Source organism: Nocardia sp. NPDC005978 (assembly GCF_040614455.1).
Lineage (GTDB): Bacteria > Actinomycetota > Actinomycetes > Mycobacteriales > Mycobacteriaceae > Nocardia.
The window spans coordinates 55,883-72,143 of record NZ_JBEXUS010000024.1; the positions used below are offsets into that span (position 1 = coordinate 55,883).

15 protein-coding genes and 2 pseudogenes are annotated in these 16,261 nt (G+C 67.9%); 5 read left to right on the forward strand and 12 right to left on the reverse strand.

Annotation, left to right across the window (positions count from 1 at the left end; translation table 11 throughout):
- Window positions 1-61 precede the first annotated feature (61 nt).
- Complete coding sequence (locus ABZ319_RS13820) at window positions 62-652, reverse strand: GyrI-like domain-containing protein (protein WP_354986730.1); 591 nt, start codon at window positions 650-652, stop codon at window positions 62-64.
- 69 nt (window positions 653-721) lie between these two features.
- On the opposite strand from ABZ319_RS13820, the gene ABZ319_RS13825 reads away from it, so the two are divergent.
- A complete protein-coding gene (locus ABZ319_RS13825; protein WP_354986731.1) occupies window positions 722-1,177 on the forward strand; it encodes a hypothetical protein in 456 nt (151 codons plus the stop codon).
- Between the two features lie 64 nt (window positions 1,178-1,241).
- Here the strand turns inward: ABZ319_RS13825 and ABZ319_RS13830 are convergent, their stop codons facing one another.
- Together ABZ319_RS13830 and ABZ319_RS13835 are read right to left on the reverse strand one after the other, a co-directional pair.
- Window positions 1,242-1,940, reverse strand: coding sequence for a hypothetical protein (locus tag ABZ319_RS13830; protein ID WP_354986732.1), 699 nt, complete (start codon window positions 1,938-1,940; stop codon window positions 1,242-1,244).
- 87 nt (window positions 1,941-2,027) lie between these two features.
- Window positions 2,028-2,231: pseudogene (locus ABZ319_RS13835) on the reverse strand (Scr1 family TA system antitoxin-like transcriptional regulator); the annotation flags it as partial.
- A gap of 109 nt (window positions 2,232-2,340) precedes the next feature.
- Between ABZ319_RS13835 and ABZ319_RS13840 the strand changes: the two are divergent.
- The 4 genes from ABZ319_RS13840 (at window position 2,341) to ABZ319_RS13855 (ending at window position 6,650) form a co-directional block, all read left to right on the forward strand.
- Window positions 2,341-3,108: an ABC transporter permease gene (locus tag ABZ319_RS13840; protein ID WP_354986733.1), complete on the forward strand. Its 768-nt coding sequence runs from the start codon at window positions 2,341-2,343 to the stop codon at window positions 3,106-3,108.
- A 147-nt stretch (window positions 3,109-3,255) separates the two neighbouring features.
- Window positions 3,256-4,317: a ParB/Srx family N-terminal domain-containing protein gene (locus ABZ319_RS13845; protein WP_354986734.1), complete on the forward strand. Its 1,062-nt coding sequence runs from the start codon at window positions 3,256-3,258 to the stop codon at window positions 4,315-4,317.
- Between the two features lie 162 nt (window positions 4,318-4,479).
- Window positions 4,480-5,679 (forward strand): DUF418 domain-containing protein, encoded by a 1,200-nt coding sequence (locus ABZ319_RS13850; RefSeq protein ID WP_354986735.1) that lies wholly within the window; start codon window positions 4,480-4,482, stop codon window positions 5,677-5,679.
- A 131-nt stretch (window positions 5,680-5,810) separates the two neighbouring features.
- Complete coding sequence (locus tag ABZ319_RS13855; RefSeq protein WP_354986736.1) at window positions 5,811-6,650, forward strand: alpha/beta hydrolase; 840 nt, start codon at window positions 5,811-5,813, stop codon at window positions 6,648-6,650.
- A gap of 54 nt (window positions 6,651-6,704) precedes the next feature.
- Here ABZ319_RS13855 and ABZ319_RS13860 read toward each other — a convergent pair whose 3' ends face one another.
- From ABZ319_RS13860 to nuoH, 9 genes and pseudogenes are all read right to left on the reverse strand, one after another.
- A complete protein-coding gene (locus ABZ319_RS13860) occupies window positions 6,705-7,562 on the reverse strand; it encodes an SMP-30/gluconolactonase/LRE family protein (RefSeq protein WP_354986737.1) in 858 nt (285 codons plus the stop codon).
- A gap of 65 nt (window positions 7,563-7,627) precedes the next feature.
- Window positions 7,628-7,951: a hypothetical protein gene (locus ABZ319_RS13865; RefSeq protein ID WP_354986738.1), complete on the reverse strand. Its 324-nt coding sequence runs from the start codon at window positions 7,949-7,951 to the stop codon at window positions 7,628-7,630.
- 215 nt (window positions 7,952-8,166) lie between these two features.
- Window positions 8,167-9,786 carry an NADH-quinone oxidoreductase subunit NuoN gene (gene nuoN / locus ABZ319_RS13870; RefSeq protein WP_354986761.1) on the reverse strand — a complete coding sequence of 540 codons (1,620 nt, stop codon included), beginning with the start codon at window positions 9,784-9,786 and terminating at the stop codon, window positions 8,167-8,169.
- A 14-nt stretch (window positions 9,787-9,800) separates the two neighbouring features.
- Window positions 9,801-11,408, reverse strand: a complete 1,608-nt coding sequence (locus ABZ319_RS13875) for an NADH-quinone oxidoreductase subunit M (RefSeq protein ID WP_354986739.1) — start codon at window positions 11,406-11,408, stop codon at window positions 9,801-9,803.
- Window positions 11,405-13,276, reverse strand: coding sequence for an NADH-quinone oxidoreductase subunit L (gene nuoL / locus ABZ319_RS13880; RefSeq protein WP_354986762.1), 1,872 nt, complete (start codon window positions 13,274-13,276; stop codon window positions 11,405-11,407). The genes ABZ319_RS13875 and nuoL overlap by 4 nt, the downstream gene beginning before the upstream one ends.
- Window positions 13,277-13,295: 19 nt before the next feature.
- A complete protein-coding gene (nuoK, locus tag ABZ319_RS13885) occupies window positions 13,296-13,595 on the reverse strand; it encodes an NADH-quinone oxidoreductase subunit NuoK (protein WP_354986740.1) in 300 nt (99 codons plus the stop codon).
- Window positions 13,592-14,449: an NADH-quinone oxidoreductase subunit J gene (locus ABZ319_RS13890; protein WP_354986741.1), complete on the reverse strand. Its 858-nt coding sequence runs from the start codon at window positions 14,447-14,449 to the stop codon at window positions 13,592-13,594. The genes nuoK and ABZ319_RS13890 overlap by 4 nt, the downstream gene beginning before the upstream one ends.
- Window positions 14,449-14,982: an NADH-quinone oxidoreductase subunit NuoI gene (gene nuoI, locus ABZ319_RS13895; RefSeq protein ID WP_354986763.1), complete on the reverse strand. Its 534-nt coding sequence runs from the start codon at window positions 14,980-14,982 to the stop codon at window positions 14,449-14,451. The genes ABZ319_RS13890 and nuoI overlap by 1 nt, the downstream gene beginning before the upstream one ends.
- Before the next feature lie 9 nt (window positions 14,983-14,991).
- Window positions 14,992-16,248, reverse strand: a pseudogene (nuoH, locus tag ABZ319_RS13900) (NADH-quinone oxidoreductase subunit NuoH); the annotation flags it as partial.
- Between the last annotated feature and the right edge of the window lie 13 nt (window positions 16,249-16,261).

Below are 16,261 nucleotides of genomic sequence, written 5' to 3' on the forward strand. Positions count from 1 at the left end.
CGGCAGGATTCGCGCGGACCGACCCCGATAGTGCACGAAAATTCGCACGGGACCGCCCGGATCAGCCGACTCGAACCGGGTAACGAATCAAAGTCTTCAACTTCTCCGGGGCGACCCGACCCGGCGCCGACAGGTAGATCTCATGATGCCTGCCCCGGATCGTGCGGCCTTGCGCGGCAAGGAATTCCATCAGGCGATCCCGAGTGGGCGGCTCGGTGGCATAGGGGCCGACGTGCAGGATCTGGCCGCACTCGCCCTCGTCGAAGAGCTCCCAGCGCACCTCATCGATGGGCAATTCGGGCTTCTTCCCGCGCACACCGGCGAATGCCTCGTCCACGACGTCCACCGCCTGCGCGGGCTGCTGCAACATCATGGTCCAGGTCCAATCGGACCTGTCCGCGGTCGGTCCGCCGTCCCACTGCCCGGACAGCGGTGGCACCGAGTAGATCACCGTCCCCGCGGATTTCAGCAGGCCGCGGATCCCGTAGGCGACCGAGTACAGGGCGCTGACCGCGGCCGCGTACTCCGCGCCGTCCGGATCACCCTTCCCGTCGATCATCAGGTAGGGCAGCTCCGGCACGGTGAGCAGCACCGGCGCCGGCCGTGCGGCGTACAGCTCCCGGTACTGCTTCTTGAAGTCCAGTGTGTCCATGAGGGGGAGTATCGACTCTCCCGCGGCGGGAGAGTCAACGCCACGTCGCACGACCGATACGGTGGCCCCATGAACGATGCGCAGACGGCCGTCACGCACCCGGAACTGGGCGTGTTCGAGCGCGCCCGGACCGAGCTCACCGACGGGCAAGTGCTCGAACACGATTGGTACGAGGGCCGGGCGCTGATCGCGAACGAGGAACTGGAGTTGATGCTCGAGACCTCCGACCCCGACTCGGCCCGCGCACTGCTGCCGGTGATAGCCACCGCGGTGGGCGCGCTCCCCACGCTGAGCCGTATCGCCTCCGATGCCGTGGTCGGACGGTTCGGGGATCAGCCGCCCACGCCCGAAGAACTCGAGGAAGCGGCGACCGACCTGCGCGTGGTCACCGTCGCGGCGCGCATGGACGGCACCGTCGTGCTGCATTTCGAGGACACCTGCGGTGAGCACTTCCTGGAGGGCTACTGGCCCGCGGTGGTGCTGGACTCCGCGTTCGAGGTACTGGACATCACCGTCGAAGCCTGACTCCGGACCAGGTGTGGCTGGAACACGATGCCGATGGGGGCCGCAGTTCGAGATGCGCGGGATGCTACGGAATGCCGAGGTCGGCCCGGGCGGCCTCGAGGAACTTCTCGTCCCCGTTCGTTTTTTCGGGGGAGTCGTTCAGCCCATCGATCAGAAGTCGGACTTCGGCCTCCGACAGTTGGCGGTCCATCGCCTGGGCCAGCGAAAACAGCTTGCTCGAGCATTTCATCAGCTCACCTACGACGGTGAGATACGCATCATGGGTGGGCTCGGGGAAGAGAAGCAGCGCTTCGCCGTTCACCTGGATCACGGCGTCTGCCAGTGCGTCGTATTCGTCTCGGGCTGCCTGCGCCATGGCTGGAGTCAGTCGCCCATCTCGAAACGCGAGCACCAGCCGGGTGTCGATTCCTTGGAACCCCTTGTACGCCGCGTCGAGCTTGTTGATGACCTGTACGTACAGCTTCTTGCGTTCGTCGCGTATCCACTGAGAGGTCTGGCCATCGACCTGGGCCTCCGCTGCCGATATCGTTCCCGCGACCTGGTCTTTGGCTGCCACGATTGTCGCTGTCGAACCCACCCCGGCGCCCAGCAATGCTGCCACCGCCGCGATCACACCAACCATGTACGTGGCCCGCCTCTCGGCACGGCGCTGGTCCGCCGGCGGGGCCGGCTCGGGCGCGGGAGGGGCGGCAGCGGGTGCAGGGGGTTCCGGAGCGGGCAGCGGCTCACTCTCGCCAGGCGAGCCCCCCAGTGGCGCGTTCATGAGGCCACGGTAGGCGAAAGGTGTTGCCGCTGCACCCCATCCGGAGCGCATCAGTCCGCCGGACGGACACGGGGCAGCGTGAGTTCGTCACCGCATGCGCTCGAGCGGCACTTTGCGGCGGTCGAACATGCAGAAGTTCGACTGCGGCACAAGGTATTCGATGTCCGCCGGGACTATACCGAGCACTACGCTCGGCAAGGACATGGCGATCAACAGCCGGTCGAGTTGGCCGATCATAATGTCGTTGTCGCCGACCGTGGTGCGCAACGCCTGCTCGGCGATCACGAAGTGGAACCGATGGCCTCCTCGCTACAGGACGCGTTGCGATGGCGTCGATCCGGGAGAACCCGGAAAGCCGCTGCACAGCAGCATTGTTCGGTCGAGATGACAGGTGGTTGATGTGAACGCGGTCGCGGTTCCCGGTGTCGCGCTGGGTGTGCTGTGCGTCGCCATGGTGGGCGCGGCGGCCGTCGTGTACCGCGTCGCCGGGCTGGGGCCGATGGCCGTCGCGCCGCGAGCAGCCGGGCGGGCCGTCGTGCAACTGGGCGCGGTCGCATTGATTCTCGCGGCGGCTCTCGCTCAGCTGTGGTCGGCCGCGCTGGTGCTGCTGGTCATGTTCGGGGCGGCGGTGGTCACGGCGGCCCGGCGTGTGGGAGCGGGGCGCTCGGGGGGATGGCTGACGGTGAGTCTCGGCGCGGGAGCGGTGGCCACCCTGCCGGCGATGCTGCTCAGCGGGGTGGTTCCGCTGACCGGGGTCGCGGTGGTTCCGATCGGGGGAATCATTCTGGGCGGCACCATGACCGCCACATCCCTGGCGGGCCGGCGTGCCTTGGACGCGCTGTCCGAGCGGATCGGCGAGGTGGAGGCGGCGCTGAGCCTCGGATTCACCGGCCGGGAAGCACGCCTCGAGGTCATCCGGCGCACGGCCGCCGATGCGCTGTTGCCCGGGGTGGATCAGACCCGCACCGTCGGATTGGTCACGCTCCCCGGCGCTTTCGTGGGCGTGCTGGTGGCGAGCGGCTCGGCGACCCAGGCCGCGGCCGTGCAGCTGCTGGTGCTGGTCGGACTGGTGCTGGCGCAATCCTGTGCCGTGGCGGTCACGGTCGAACTCGTTGCCCGCGGGCGCGTTCGCCGGGGCTCCGGTCCGGCCGGGACCGCGCACGGTTGAGGGGACCGAACCGCGGCAATTCCCAAGTGAGCGCTTGTTCATCAATTGTTGGCTCGCGGAACAGCATCCGGCCGTACGCGGCTCGCCCATCGGTCATGTGCCGTGGTCAAGGTGATGCGATTTTGTTCAGCAGGATGTGAGGTTTCGATGAGCAGTTCCACACTCGGGCGTATCCGGTGGGCGGCGGCGATCGCCGGCGCCGTGGTGGCAGTGACGAGCGCGGTGAGCTGGGTCGTGCCCGGCGAGGCCGCGGCGGCCGCGTGCAACACCGTGTCCAGCGGATCGGGTGGCCTGGCCGGCGGCGGCGCCTACGGGTGCGCCAAGGCGGGGGAGTTGCTGGACGTGCGGATCGGCGACGTGCTGCCGACGCAGCCGTCGCTGGGCTACGACGAGGTCTACTACAAGCTGGGCCGGTACACGCTCGGCAAGGACGAGATCAACAAGAAGTTCGACGACTGGTGTGAGGCGAACGGCCAGGGCGTTGCGGCATCCGCCACACCCGGTGCGAAGCTGAGCGATCCGTCCTCGTTCGCGTGCACGATCGCGGTCGGCAAGGAAACCGCCGACTCCATCGCGCCCATGAAGACCGTCGTGATCGGCCCCGGCGGGCAGGCATACCTGACCGACGGCCACCACACCCTGACCTCCTTCCTGGAGACCCCGGACGGCGGTGCGAACAGCCATGTGCGACTGCGGGTTCTGGACAACCTGAGCAACCTGTCGACCCAGGATTTCTGGGATCGCATGAAGGCCAACGGCTGGGTCTGGCTGCAGGACGTGGTCGGCAAGCCGATCCAGGTCGGTCAGCTGCCCCGCACCCTGGGCCTGGCCAACTTCGCCGATGACAAGTACCGCAGCCTCATGTACTTCGGCCGCGACATCGGTTACGAGGCCGGCACCATCCCGTTCCAGGAGTTCTACTGGGGCGCGTGGATGCGCGACAGCAACGTCGTGGGCGACTGGAACCGCAACGATCCCGCCGCCTACCTCGCCGCGGTCAAGACCGTGACCGAGAAGCAGGTGGCCCTGGGTGCGGGCACCGTTGTCGCCGCGGGCAAGACCGCCGGTGAACTGGGCGCGCTCGCCGCGTGGAACGACGGAAAGGCCGCCACCAAGGGCGAGTTCGCGAAGCTCTCGGTGCCGTACTCCGAGGCCAAGCCCGGCAAGATCGCCTACGCGATCGAGTACCGCCTCCGCAACAAGCGCTGACGGGAAGCCGTCGGTTCCCGGTCCGGCACGCGTTCACGTGCCGGACCTCCGGCCCGCGCCTTATCCGCGCGCGACGCGCACTGTCAATACCGCTCAGGTCGTTTCCCGGGTGGGTGCTGTGGCCGATGTGCGCTGACGTTGCCGCTCGTTAGCGTGACGCCCATGGCTGATGAGGAGAGGGCGGCGGGCGGGCGGCGGATCGCGGAGATCGACGTGCTGCGGGGGTTCGCGCTGTTCGGGATCCTGGTCACCAACGCGCTGGTGGGGACGATGCTCATGTCGTTCACCGGAACCGCGGACAACCCGGCGCCGATGTTCGACGGCGGTGTCGATCGGGTCGTCTACGCGGTGATGTACGGGCTGTTCCTGGGGAAGTTCTACCTGCTGTTCGCGTTCCTGTTCGGGTACTCGTTCACCCTGCAGATCGCGGCGGCGGAGCGGGCAGGCGCGCGGCCGGTGCCGAGACTGCTGCGGCGCAGCGGCGCGCTGTTCCTGATCGGGCTCGCGCACGTACTGTTCCTGTGGATCGGGGACATCCTCACGCTGTACGCGATCCTCTGCGTGATCCTGGTGCTGCTGCGCAAGATTCGCCCCCGGACGGCACTGATCACCGGCGTCACGCTGTACCTGCTCTATGTCGCGCTGTCGTTCTTCACCGGTGGCGGCGGGGTCGCCGGGCTGGGTGAACTGCTCGATCTGCCGCGCATGCACACCGGATACACCGGCGATTTCGGCGAAACGCTGCGCATCCAACTGGAGACGGCCCCGATCTTCATGCTCTTCACCTGGCTCGGCCAGGGCGTCCCGAGCCTGGCGATGTTCCTGCTCGGCCTCGCGGCGGGCAAACGCCGCCTCTTCGAGGATCGGGAACTCCTGAACCGCTGGACCCCCATCGCCCTGAAGGTGGGTTTTGCCGTGGGACTACCGGTTTCGCTGATCACGACGGCGTTCTGGTCGATCGAGGGGCGCGCCCCCGACGTACTCCACGGCCTCCAGGAACTCGCGAACCCGTTCATGACCCTGGGCTACGTGGCGGCCGTGGTCTGGCTGACCCGCTGGCGCTGGGCGTCCCCGATCACCGACCTGGCACCCGCCGGAAAAATGGCCGCCACCAACTACATCACCCAGTCGCTGATCTTCGCCCTGATCTACACCGGCTACGGCCTGTCCCTGGCCGACCGCCTCCCACCCTGGGCGGTCCTGGCGGTCGCCCTGCTGACCTACGCCCTTCAGCTCCGGGCAAGCACCCGCTGGCTCCGCACCCACCCCTACGGCCCCGTCGAATGGCTCCTGCGCGCAGCCACCTACCGAACCCTGCCACCCTGGCTCAGGCAACCCGTGCGCGTATCCGAACCGGCCTGATCGGGACCGCCGAACACACCCACGCAATTCGGTGCGGGCGACCGATGAGTTTCGGCGCGGGCGACCGATGAGTTTCGGGGCGGGGCAGCGTCTGAAGAGGTGACCTTATCGCTTGTTCGCAGGGAGAGATCATGACCTCGTCGATCGCCGCCACCACCGCAAACCTGACAGTTCCGGACGGGAGTCTGTACTACGAAGTCCGGGGGAGCGGGCCGTTGGTCGCCTTCGTCGGCGCGCCCATGGACGCGGGGCCGTTTCAGGGTGTGGCCGAACTCCTGGCGGACGAGTACACCGTGTTGACGCTGGATCCGCGAGGGCACGGGCGAAGCGTGCTCAACGACCCGGACAGCGACTCCACGCCCGAACTGCGGGCCGACGATCTCGCGCGGCTCATCGCGGCCGTCGGTGCGGGGCCGGCGGCGGTGTTCGGGTCCAGCGGCGGCGCGGTCACGTGTCTCGCTCTGGCCCAAACGCATTCGGAGCTCGTGCACACCGTCATCGCGCACGAGCCGCCCCTGCGGGAGCTGCTGGCGGACCGGGAAAGCTACCGGGCGCAGACCGACGAGATGATCGCCGCGCACCGTGCCGGTGACGCCGAGGGCGCGTGGCGCAAGTTCTTCGCCATGACGGGGATGGAGATCCCCGAGCCGATGCTCTCCCAGATGCTGGCGCAGATGACCGGCCCGGACCGTTCGGCCGCCGAGATCGCCTCGGACGACTTCTTCTACGAGCACGAACTGCACCCCACCTCCGGCTGGCAGCCCGACCTCGAGGCGCTGAAGACCGCGCCGGCGCGGATCGTCATCGGAATCGGCGACGACTCGGCGGGGCAGTTCTGCGACAAGACCTCACGCGCGCTGGGCGCGGGGCTGGGTATCGAACCGATCCTGTTCCCCGGCGGTCACGGCGGCTTCACCGAGGACATCGAAGCCTTCGCCAAGCGGGTGCGGGAAGTGCTGCGGGAGAACTGATCTCACCGCAGAGCCGGGGCGCGGCGGATGTGTGTCCGCCGCCCCGAGCCGGGTTCAGGGATGACCGGCTCGCGGCGCCGGAGCGGGCGCGGTGAGAATCTGCCCGGTCCGGCGATCGGGCGACATCCCTTCGGACCCAGCCCATTCCGCGACCATCACGTACAGGGTGCTCGACTGCGGACCACCCAGCATGCAGGCGAAGGCCGCCCGGTCCAGCGGCACCTCGGCCAGAATCTGCCCGCCCTCGCGCACCCGGACACACCGCGTCATGGCCGCGCACCAGATCGCGCCCTCGGCATCGATGCAGATGCCGTCGGGGTGACCGTCCACCTCGGCCCAGACCCGGCGATTGGACAGCCCGCCGTCCGGCTCGATGTCGAAGGCGGTCAGGCACTGCGCGTAGGACTCGGACACGATGAGCGTGCCGCCGTCCGGCGTGATCACCATGCCGTTCGGAAACCGCAGATCACCGGCCACCTGGCGCGCACTGCCGTCCGGCGCGACGACCGCGATGATCCCCGGCTGCGGCTCCGCTCCGCCCATCATGTCGAACCCGATGGAGTTCACGTACGCGTTCCCGTTGTCCGCGACCACGATCTCGTTCCACGGATGCGGCGACAGCGTGCTGAGGTCCGCCACCGTGTGCAGCCGCGTGCTGAATTCGCGCCGCAGCAGCTTGCGCCCGTCCCCGTTCGACAGGATCAGCATGCGCCCGTCGGGCAGCCAGTCGAAACAGAAAGGCAGACCGGACATTTCGAGCTGCACGAAGTGCCTGCCCTGGTAGTCGACGGTGAGCACCTGCCCCGCCAGCCAATCCGAGAGCCACAACCTGCCGTCGTGCCATCGAGGTGACTCGCCCAGCGCGAGCCCCTCCATCAGTACCGTGGGAGTTATCGAGGAGCTTGTGGTCATGCTTCACCTCCGGATCGGTATCGTCCAAAAGTGCAGACGGCCTCGAGCTCGAACTTTCATCGGTCCTATCCCAGCGGCGGTAGGACCCAGCGGGCGTAGGTGTTCTCCGGGCTGACGGTGATCACATCGGCCAACTGCACTATATCGTCGGGTACCGCCCCGTCGAAGTGCTCGAGGCTGGGGGTGATGATCGCGTCGGCCTCGAGGTCCGACACCGCCGCTGTCAAGCCCGGTTCCGAACGCTCGGCGCGCGGATCCAAGATCATGGTCTGGCACAGGTCGTAACCCAGGCGCCGGGCCACATGCTGGATCTGCGCCCGATGCCACTGTAGTTGAACTCCCGACACGTCCCGCCGGAGAAATCCGATCGCTGCCGGATGTGCTCGCATTTGTCCGCCTCCCACCGAGTCCCGGCCCACTGTTCACGCTATGACGAAGCCACCACGCCCACCGGGGAACTCGCATAAGTCGCAAAACAATTATGGGTCAAAATCGGGCACGCGCCAGCGAAAGCCGGAACTCGCACCGGGGCCTCGGGTACCAGGCACGAAACAGGCCCGCCGTCCGGGACGGCGGGCCTGTCGGGGAACTCGGAACGAAAGCCTCAGCGTGCGAACGTCGCAGCCTGATCGGCGAGATCGAGCAGCGGCTGCGGGAACACGCCGAGTACCAGCGTGGCCGCGGCCGTGAGGGCGACGACGGTGGTGGTCAGGGTCGGGAACACCAGCACCGGCGGTGTGGCGGGGGAATCGGTGAAGAACATGAGCACGATGACCCGCACGTAGAAGAAGGCCGCGATGGCACTGCAGATCACGCCCACGATGACCAGTGCGGCCGCGCCGCCCGAGGACGCCGCCTCGAACACCGCGAACTTGGCCATGAACCCGCCGGTCAGCGGAATGCCCGCGAAGGACAGCAGGAAGAGCGCGAAAATCGAAGCCAGCCAAGGTGATCGGCGACCCAGACCGGCCCACGCAGACAAAGCCGTTGCCTCATCACCGTTGTCGTCACGCACCAGCGAGACCACCGCGAACGCGCCGAGCGTGCCCAGCCCGTAGACCGCGAGGTAGAACAGCACCGCCGAGACGCCGGAGTCGTTGGCCGCGACCAGCGCGGTGAGAATGAAGCCCGCGTGCGCGATCGAGGAGTAGGCGAGCATGCGCTTCATATCGGTCTGCGTGATGGCCAGCACCGCGCCGGCGATCATGGTCGCGATGGCCACGGCCGCCAGCACCGGCCGCCAGTCGTTGCGCAGATCCGGCACCGCGACGTAGAGCACCCGCAGCAGCGCGCCCACGGCCGCGATCTTGGTCGCCGCGGCCATGAACGCCGTCACGGGCGTCGGCGCACCCTGGTACACATCGGGCACCCAGGACTGGAACGGCACCGCACCGATCTTGAAGAGCAGGCCGACCGCGAGCATCGCCACGCCCAGCACCGCCAGCGTGTGCGACCTGCCCGTGTCCCGGGTGACCGCCTCGGCGATGCCGGAGAACCGCACGGTCCCGGCGTAGCCGTACAGCAGCGCCATGCCGTACAGGAAGAACGCGGAGGAGAACGCCCCGAGCAGGAAGTACTTCAGCGCCGCTTCCTGCGACAGCAACCGCCGCCGCCGCGCCAGCCCGCACAGCAGGTACAGCGGCAGCGACAGCACCTCGAGCGCGATGAACATGGTGAGCAGGTCGTTCGAGGCCGGGAACAACAGCAGCCCGGCGACCGCGAACAGCGTGAGCGGGAAGACCTCGGTGGTCGAGATGCCCGCGCGCATCGCCGCGATCTCGTCCGAGCTGCCCGGCATCGACGCGGCCTGCGGGGTGAAGGCGTCCACCCCGCGCGCAGCGGTCAGACTCCAGGTGCCCGGGCCCTCCCGGTACATCGGCACCCGGTCGGCCCGCCGCTCGGCGATGAAGAGCAGGCCGAGGATGGAAACGACCAGGATGGCGCCCTGCAGGAACAGCGTCACCCCGTCGACGGCGACCGCGCCCACCGCCGCCGTCGCCCGGGAGCCCCGCAGTCCGATGACCGCGCCCAGCGCCACGCCCATCCCGCCGAGTCCCAGGATCAACTGGATCAGGTAGCGGGATCGCCTGGGCGCGAACGCTTCCACCAGCACGCTGACGACCGCGACACCGAACACGATGAGCATCGGTGCGAGAAGCCGGTATTCGATACTCGGCGCGGGCAGCGCCGCCGCCAGTGGCGATTGCGCCACCGCGGCCAGCATCAGGGGTGTGCCGCTCACTTGTTCCCTCCTGTCGGGGACGCCTCCGGCGTGACCGCCGGAACCGGATCGTGCTGTCCGATGGTGGTGAGGGTGCGGGTCACGGCGGGATCGATGGTGTCCAGCACCGGTTTCGGATACACCCCGAGGAACAGCAGGGCCGCGAGCAGCGGCACCACGACCATCATTTCGCGCGGCAGCAGATCGTAGAGCCGCTCGTTGCCCGGCTTCACCGGCCCGGTCATCATGCGCTGGTACATCCACAGGATGTACAGCGCGGCCAGCACCAACGCCGAGGCCGCGAAGATCGCCGCCACCGGGTAGCGCGTGAAAGTGCCCATCAGTACCAGGAATTCGCTGATGAAGGGCGCCAGCCCCGGCAGCGAGAGCGTGGCCAGACCGGAGATGAAGAACGTGCCCGCCAGAATCGGCGCGACCTTCTGTACCCCGCCGTATTCGGCGATGAGCCGGGTGCCCCGGCGTGAGACCAGGAAACCGGCGATCAGGAACAGCGCGGCGGTGGAGATGCCGTGATTGACCATGTACAGCGTGGCCCCGGTGCTGCCCTGCGTGGTGAGGGCGAAGATGCCCAGGATGATGAAGCCGAAGTGCGAGATCGAGGTGTAGGCGATCAGGCGCATGACATCGGTCTGCCCGATCGCCAGCAGTGCGCCGTAGATGATGCCGATGACCGCGAGCACGCAGATGAAGGGCGCGTACGTGGCGGTGGCGTCGGGGAACAGCAGCAGGCAGTAGCGCAGCATGCCGAACGTGCCGACCTTGTCCACGATCGCCATCATGAGCACCGCGCTGGCCGGGGTCGCGGCGACAGCGGCATCGGGCAGCCAGGTGTGCAGCGGCCACAGCGGCGCTTTGACCGCGAACGCGAACATGAAGCCCAGGAACAGCGCGTTGAGCACCACCGGCCCGGCGCCGAGCTGCCCGGAGTTGGCCGCCTCCATCACGATTCGGAAATCGAAGGTGCCGCCGCCGTTCGCGCCGAGCTGCTCCCGCGCGGTCAGCACGTACAGCCCGATGACCGCGGCCAGCATGATCAGTCCGCCGAACAGGTTGTACAGCAGGAACTTCACCGCCGCCCGCGAGCGCTGGGCGCGCATGGCCGCGTCGGCGGTCCTGGGTCCGAAGCCGCCGATGAGGAAGTACATCGGGATGAGCATGACCTCGAAGAACACGTAGAACATCAGAATGTCGAGCGCGGTGAACGACAGCAGAACCATGGCTTCGACCACCAGGGTGAGCGCCACGTAGTAGTGCGCCACCCGCGGCCCGGTGCCCACCTCGCGGTCGTCCTGCCAGCCCGCGAGCAGCAGCAGGGGGACCAGCCCGGCGGTCAGCAGCACCAGAACCATGGCGATGCCGTCCAGGCCCAGGGTGTACCCCGCGCCGAAAGCCGGGATCCATTCGTGGGATTCGACGAACTGGAAGTGATCGCCGCCGGGCTGGAACATCCAGGCCAGCCACATGCCGACACCGAGCGTGGCCAGGGAGACCACGAGCGCGAAGATCCGGGCGGCGTTGCGCCACCCGGCCGGGAACAGCAGCACCAGCACGGCTCCGATGGCCGGAACCGCCCACAGCGTCGTCAGCCAGGGAAAGTCACTCAAAACAACCTCACCGCCAGCAGGGCGGCGGCCACCAGTGCCGCGCCGGTGAACATGGACAGGGCGTACGAGCGCACGAAACCGGTTTGCACGCGCCGGATTCGGCCCGACAGTCCGCCGATGACGGCCGCGGTGGTGTTCACCAGACCGTCGATGCCGCGATTGTCGACGAACACCAGCGATCGGGTCACGTGCTGTCCGGGCCGCATGAACGCGGCCTCGTTGAAGACGTCGCCGTACAGGTCGCGGCGCGCGGCCACGGTGAGCCGGGAGCCGGCGGGTGCGACCTCGGGAATCGGATGATTGGCGTACTGGTCGTAGGCCACCCACACGCCGGCCGCGACGACCGCGAGGGCGAACAGCGTGATCGCCCACACCGGGATGATCGGTTCGCCGTGATGCGCGCCGACCACCGGTTCGAGCCAATTCTGCAGGGCCGAACCGTAAGCCAGCAGCGCGCCGGAGAACACCGAGCCGAAGGCCAGCAGAATCATGGGGCCGGTCATGGAGGCGGGCGACTCGTGCGGGTGCGTGCCTTCTTTCCAGCGCTTCTCACCGAAGAAGGTGAGCAGCATGACTCGGGTCATGTAGAAGGCGGTGATGCCCGCGCCGGCCAGGGCGGCGATGCCGGTGATGATGCCGCCGAAACCGCCGTGCGCGAAGGCCGCCTCGATGATCCGGTCCTTGGAGAAGAATCCGGCGAAGGGCGGTATGCCCAGGATGGCCAGGTAGCCGAGTCCGAATGTCACGTAGGTGATCGGCAGCAGCTTGCGCAGGCCGCCGTACCGTCGCATATCGGTTTCGTCGTTCATCGCGTGCATGACCGAGCCCGCGCCCAGGAAGAGCCCGGCCTTGAAGAAGCCGTGCGTGAGCAGGTGCATGATGGCCGCGGCGTAGCCGACCGGACCCAGGCCCACCGCCAGCATCATGTAGCCGATCTGGCTCATGGTCGAGGCGGCCAGGGCCTTCTTGATGTCGTCCTTGGCGCAGCCGATGATCGCGCCGTACAGCAGCGTCACCGCGCCGACGGCCATGACCGCGGCCTGCGCGCCCGGGGCGAGATCGAAGATGGGGTTCGAGCGCGCGATCAGGTACACGCCCGCGGTGACCATGGTGGCCGCGTGGATGAGCGCCGACACCGGGGTCGGGCCCTCCATCGCGTCCCCGAGCCACGCCTGCAGCGGGACCTGCGCGGACTTGCCGCACGCGCCCAGCAGCAGCATCAGCCCGATGCCGGTGAGCGCCGCGGAGCTCGCCTGGTCGGCGGCCCCGAACACCCCGCGGTAGTCCACCGTCCCGAAGGTCGCGAACATGATCATGAGCGCGATGGCCAGGCCCATGTCGCCGACCCGGTTCACGATGAACGCCTTCTTGGCCGCCGCCGCGGCGGAAGGCTTTTCGTACCAGAAGCCGATCAGCAGGTAGGACGCCAGGCCCACACCCTCCCAGCCCAGGTACAGCACCAGGTAGTTGTCCGCCAGGACCAGCACCAGCATGGCCGCCAGGAACAGGTTCAGGTAGGCGAAGAAGCGCCGCCGCCCGGGATCGTGCGACATGTAGCCGACGGAGTAGATGTGAATGAGCGACCCGACGCCGGTGATCAGCAGCGCGAAGCACATCGAGAGCTGATCGAGCCCGAGCGCGAAGTCCACGTGCAGCCCGTTGACCGGAACCCAGCTGAACAGCGTATGCCGAACGGCCCGTTCGTCGTTCGCGCGACCGAGCATCTCCCAGAAGGCCCACGCGGCCACCCCGAACGAGCTCAGCGCGAGCCCCGTCCCGAGCAGGTGCCCCCACCTGTCACTGAATCGCCCGAGCAGCAACAGCATCACGGCGCCGCTCAGGGGCAGCGCCGGCAGCAGCCACAGCATCAACTGTGCGGTATCCATGTCAGTATCGGAGCAGGTTGGCGTCGTCGACCGAGGTCGAGCGACGGGCGCGGAAGATGGTCATGATGATCGCGAGGCCGACCACGACCTCGGCGGCGGCCACCACCATGGTGAAGAAGGCGAAGACCTGACCGTCCAGATTGTTGTGCAGGCGCGCGAAGGTGACGAACGCGAGGTTCACCGCGTTGAGCATCAGCTCCACGCACATGAACACCACGATCGCGTTGCGCCGCACCAGCACCCCGGCCGCGCCGATGGTGAAGAGCAGGGCGGAGAGGTAGAGATAGTTGTCCGGGTTCACCGCAAGCCTTCCGTGTCAGATCCGGAGTCGTCGCTGTCCTTGCCATTCCCGTTGCCGCCGTTGTCTTCCGCGCCGGTGCCGACGGTGCGCACCACGGCTTCCTCGTGCGCGCGGTTGCGGCGGTGCCGCAGGATGCTGCTGACCGAGAGTTCCTCGAAGGAGCCGTCCGGCAGGCGCGCGGGGGCGTCGACCGCGTTGTGGCGGGCGTACACGCCGGGCGTGGGCAACGGGGTGACCCGCTTGCCGTCCCGGAACCGCTGTTTGGACATCTCCCGCTGATCCTGACGCGGCCCGAAGCGCTCGCGGTGCGCGAGCACCATGGCGCCGATGGTCGCGGTGATCAGCAGCGCGCCGGTCAGCTCGAACGCCCAGATGTACTTCAGGAAGATGAGTTCGGCCAGCGCGGCGACGGTGTCGTTGCCGCCCAGCCCCGGACCGGTCGCCGCCACGTCGGGGGCGTTCATCCCGCGCGCGATGCCCGCGATCATGAGCATGCCGAAGCCGACGCCGACCACGATCACCGCGATGCGCTGCCCGCGCAGGGTTTCGCGCAGCGACTCCGCGGAGTCCACGCCGACCAGCATGAGCACGAACAGGAACAGCATCATGACCGCGCCGGTGTAGACCACGATCTGCACCACGCCCAGGAACAGCGCGCTCTGGGCGATGTAGAAGGCCGAGAGCGTGATCATGGTGGCGGCCAGGCACAGCGCGGAGTGCACGGCCTTGCGGGCGCACACCATGCCGAGCGCGCCCGCCACGGCCACCACCGACAGAATCCAGAACTGCACGGCTTCCCCGGTACCGGTGTGCGTCATGACTTCTTGCGCCGGTGCGGCATTGAGGATGTTCATCACTTCTTCCCCTCCGCTGCGGCCAGCTCGCTCGGCGCGCCGGGAACCTCGCCGCGGTAGTACGAACCCTCGTCCGCGCCGGGGTACATCTCGTGCGGCGCGGCCACCATGCCCGGCTGCATCGGCGCGAGCAGGTCCCGCTTCTCCAGGATGAGATCGACGCGATTGTCGTCGGCCAGTTCGTATTCGTTGGTCATGGTCAGCGCCCGCGTCGGACACGCCTCGATGCACAGGCCGCAGCCGATGCAGCGCAGGTAGTTGATCTGGTAGACGCGGCCGTAGCGCTCACCGGGGGAGAAGCGCTCTTCCTCGGTGTTGTCCGCGCCCTCGACGAAGATGGCGTCGGCCGGGCAGGCCCACGCGCACAGCTCGCAGCCGATGCATTTCTCGAGCCCGTCCGGATGCCGATTGAGCTGGTGCCGGCCGTGATAGCGCGGCTGGGTCGGTGTCTTGACCTCCGGGTAGAGCTCGGTGTTGGGCTTCTTGAACATGGTCGCCGCGGTGACGTAGAAGCCGCCGAGCGGTTCCAGCAGACCAGGTTTCGGCCCCGTCTTGCCGGCCGCGGCGGGCATGGGCGGCACCGGGAAATCCGAGTACTGGCTGGTGGATTCGGGATCGGGGGCCGCGTTGGTCCGGTCGTCGCCCGCGTGCCCGGCCCTGAGCACCAGGCCGATCAGCAGACCCGCGATCAGCAGGCCGCCGATGATCATGCCCGGGGTCTGGACCCGGATGCCCTCGTTCTCGAGTGCGCGCAGCGTGGCGACGAACATCACCCAGGCCAGCGACACCGGAATCAGCAGCTTCCAGCCGAGATTCATGAACTGGTCGTAGCGCAGGCGCGGGAGCGTGCCGCGCAGCCAGATGAACACGAACAGGAAGGTCCACACCTTGGCCGTGAACCACAGCATGGGCCACCAGCCCGAGTTCGCGCCCGCCCACAGGCTGATCGGGAACGGTGCGTGCCAGCCGCCGAAGAACAGCGTGGTGGCCAGCGCGGAAACCGTTGCCATGTTGATGTACTCGGCCATCATGAACATGGCGAACTTGAGCGAGGAGTACTCGGTGTGGAAGCCGCCGACCAGCTCGCCCTCGGCCTCGGGGAGGTCGAAGGGCGCGCGGTTGGTCTCACCGACCATGGACACCGCGTAGATCAGGAACGAGGGCAGCAGCAGGAAGACGTACCAGGTGCCGTACTGGGCCTCCACGATGCCCGAGGTGGCCATGGTGCCCGAGAGCAGGAACACCGCCGCGAAGCACAGCGCCATGGCGATCTCGTAGGAGATGACCTGCGCGGTGGAGCGCAGCCCGCCCAGCAGCGGGTACGTCGAGCCCGACGCCCAGCCCGCGAGCACGATGCCGTACACGCCGACCGAGGCCATGGCCAGCACGTACAGCACGCCCACCGGCATATCGGTCAGCTGCAGCGGGGTGCGCTCGCCGAAGATCGACACCTCCGGGCCGAACGGGATCACCGCGAACGCCATGACCGCCGGGATCAGCGAAATGATCGGCGCCAGAATGAAGATGGGCTTGTCCACGATGGCCGGGATGATGTCCTCTTTGAGGAGCATCTTCACGCCGTCGGCGATGGACTGCAGGCTGCCGCGCGGGCCGACCCGGTTCGGGCCGACGCGCATCTGCATGAACGCCACGATCTTGCGCTCGGCGTAGACCGCCAGCATGGGGATCAGCAGCAGGAACACGAAGATGCCGACCGACTTGAGCAGGATCAGCCACCACGGGTCGCGGCCGAACACGCCCAGCGGATCGGGTTCGGTTCCGGCGGCCTGGGCGAGCAGGTAGTGACCCGCG

What these genes read in the sequence shown, in the direction of transcription:
- ABZ319_RS13820 (WP_354986730.1), bottom strand. Translation starts at nt 652, where the DNA reads ATGGACACACTGGACTTCAAGAAGCAGTACCGGGAGCTGTACGCCGCA.
- ABZ319_RS13825 (WP_354986731.1), top strand. Translation starts at nt 722, where the DNA reads ATGAACGATGCGCAGACGGCCGTCACGCACCCGGAACTGGGCGTGTTC.
- ABZ319_RS13830 (WP_354986732.1), bottom strand. Translation starts at nt 1,940, where the DNA reads ATGAACGCGCCACTGGGGGGCTCGCCTGGCGAGAGTGAGCCGCTGCCC.
- ABZ319_RS13845 (WP_354986734.1), top strand. Translation starts at nt 3,256, where the DNA reads ATGAGCAGTTCCACACTCGGGCGTATCCGGTGGGCGGCGGCGATCGCC.
- ABZ319_RS13850 (WP_354986735.1), top strand. Translation starts at nt 4,480, where the DNA reads ATGGCTGATGAGGAGAGGGCGGCGGGCGGGCGGCGGATCGCGGAGATC.
- ABZ319_RS13855 (WP_354986736.1), top strand. Translation starts at nt 5,811, where the DNA reads ATGACCTCGTCGATCGCCGCCACCACCGCAAACCTGACAGTTCCGGAC.
- ABZ319_RS13860 (WP_354986737.1), bottom strand. Translation starts at nt 7,562, where the DNA reads ATGACCACAAGCTCCTCGATAACTCCCACGGTACTGATGGAGGGGCTC.
- ABZ319_RS13865 (WP_354986738.1), bottom strand. Translation starts at nt 7,951, where the DNA reads ATGCGAGCACATCCGGCAGCGATCGGATTTCTCCGGCGGGACGTGTCG.
- nuoN (WP_354986761.1), bottom strand. Translation starts at nt 9,786, where the DNA reads ATGCTGGCCGCGGTGGCGCAATCGCCACTGGCGGCGGCGCTGCCCGCG.
- nuoL (WP_354986762.1), bottom strand. Translation starts at nt 13,276, where the DNA reads ATGCTGTGGCTGCTGCCGGCGCTGCCCCTGAGCGGCGCCGTGATGCTG.
- ABZ319_RS13890 (WP_354986741.1), bottom strand. Translation starts at nt 14,449, where the DNA reads ATGAACATCCTCAATGCCGCACCGGCGCAAGAAGTCATGACGCACACC.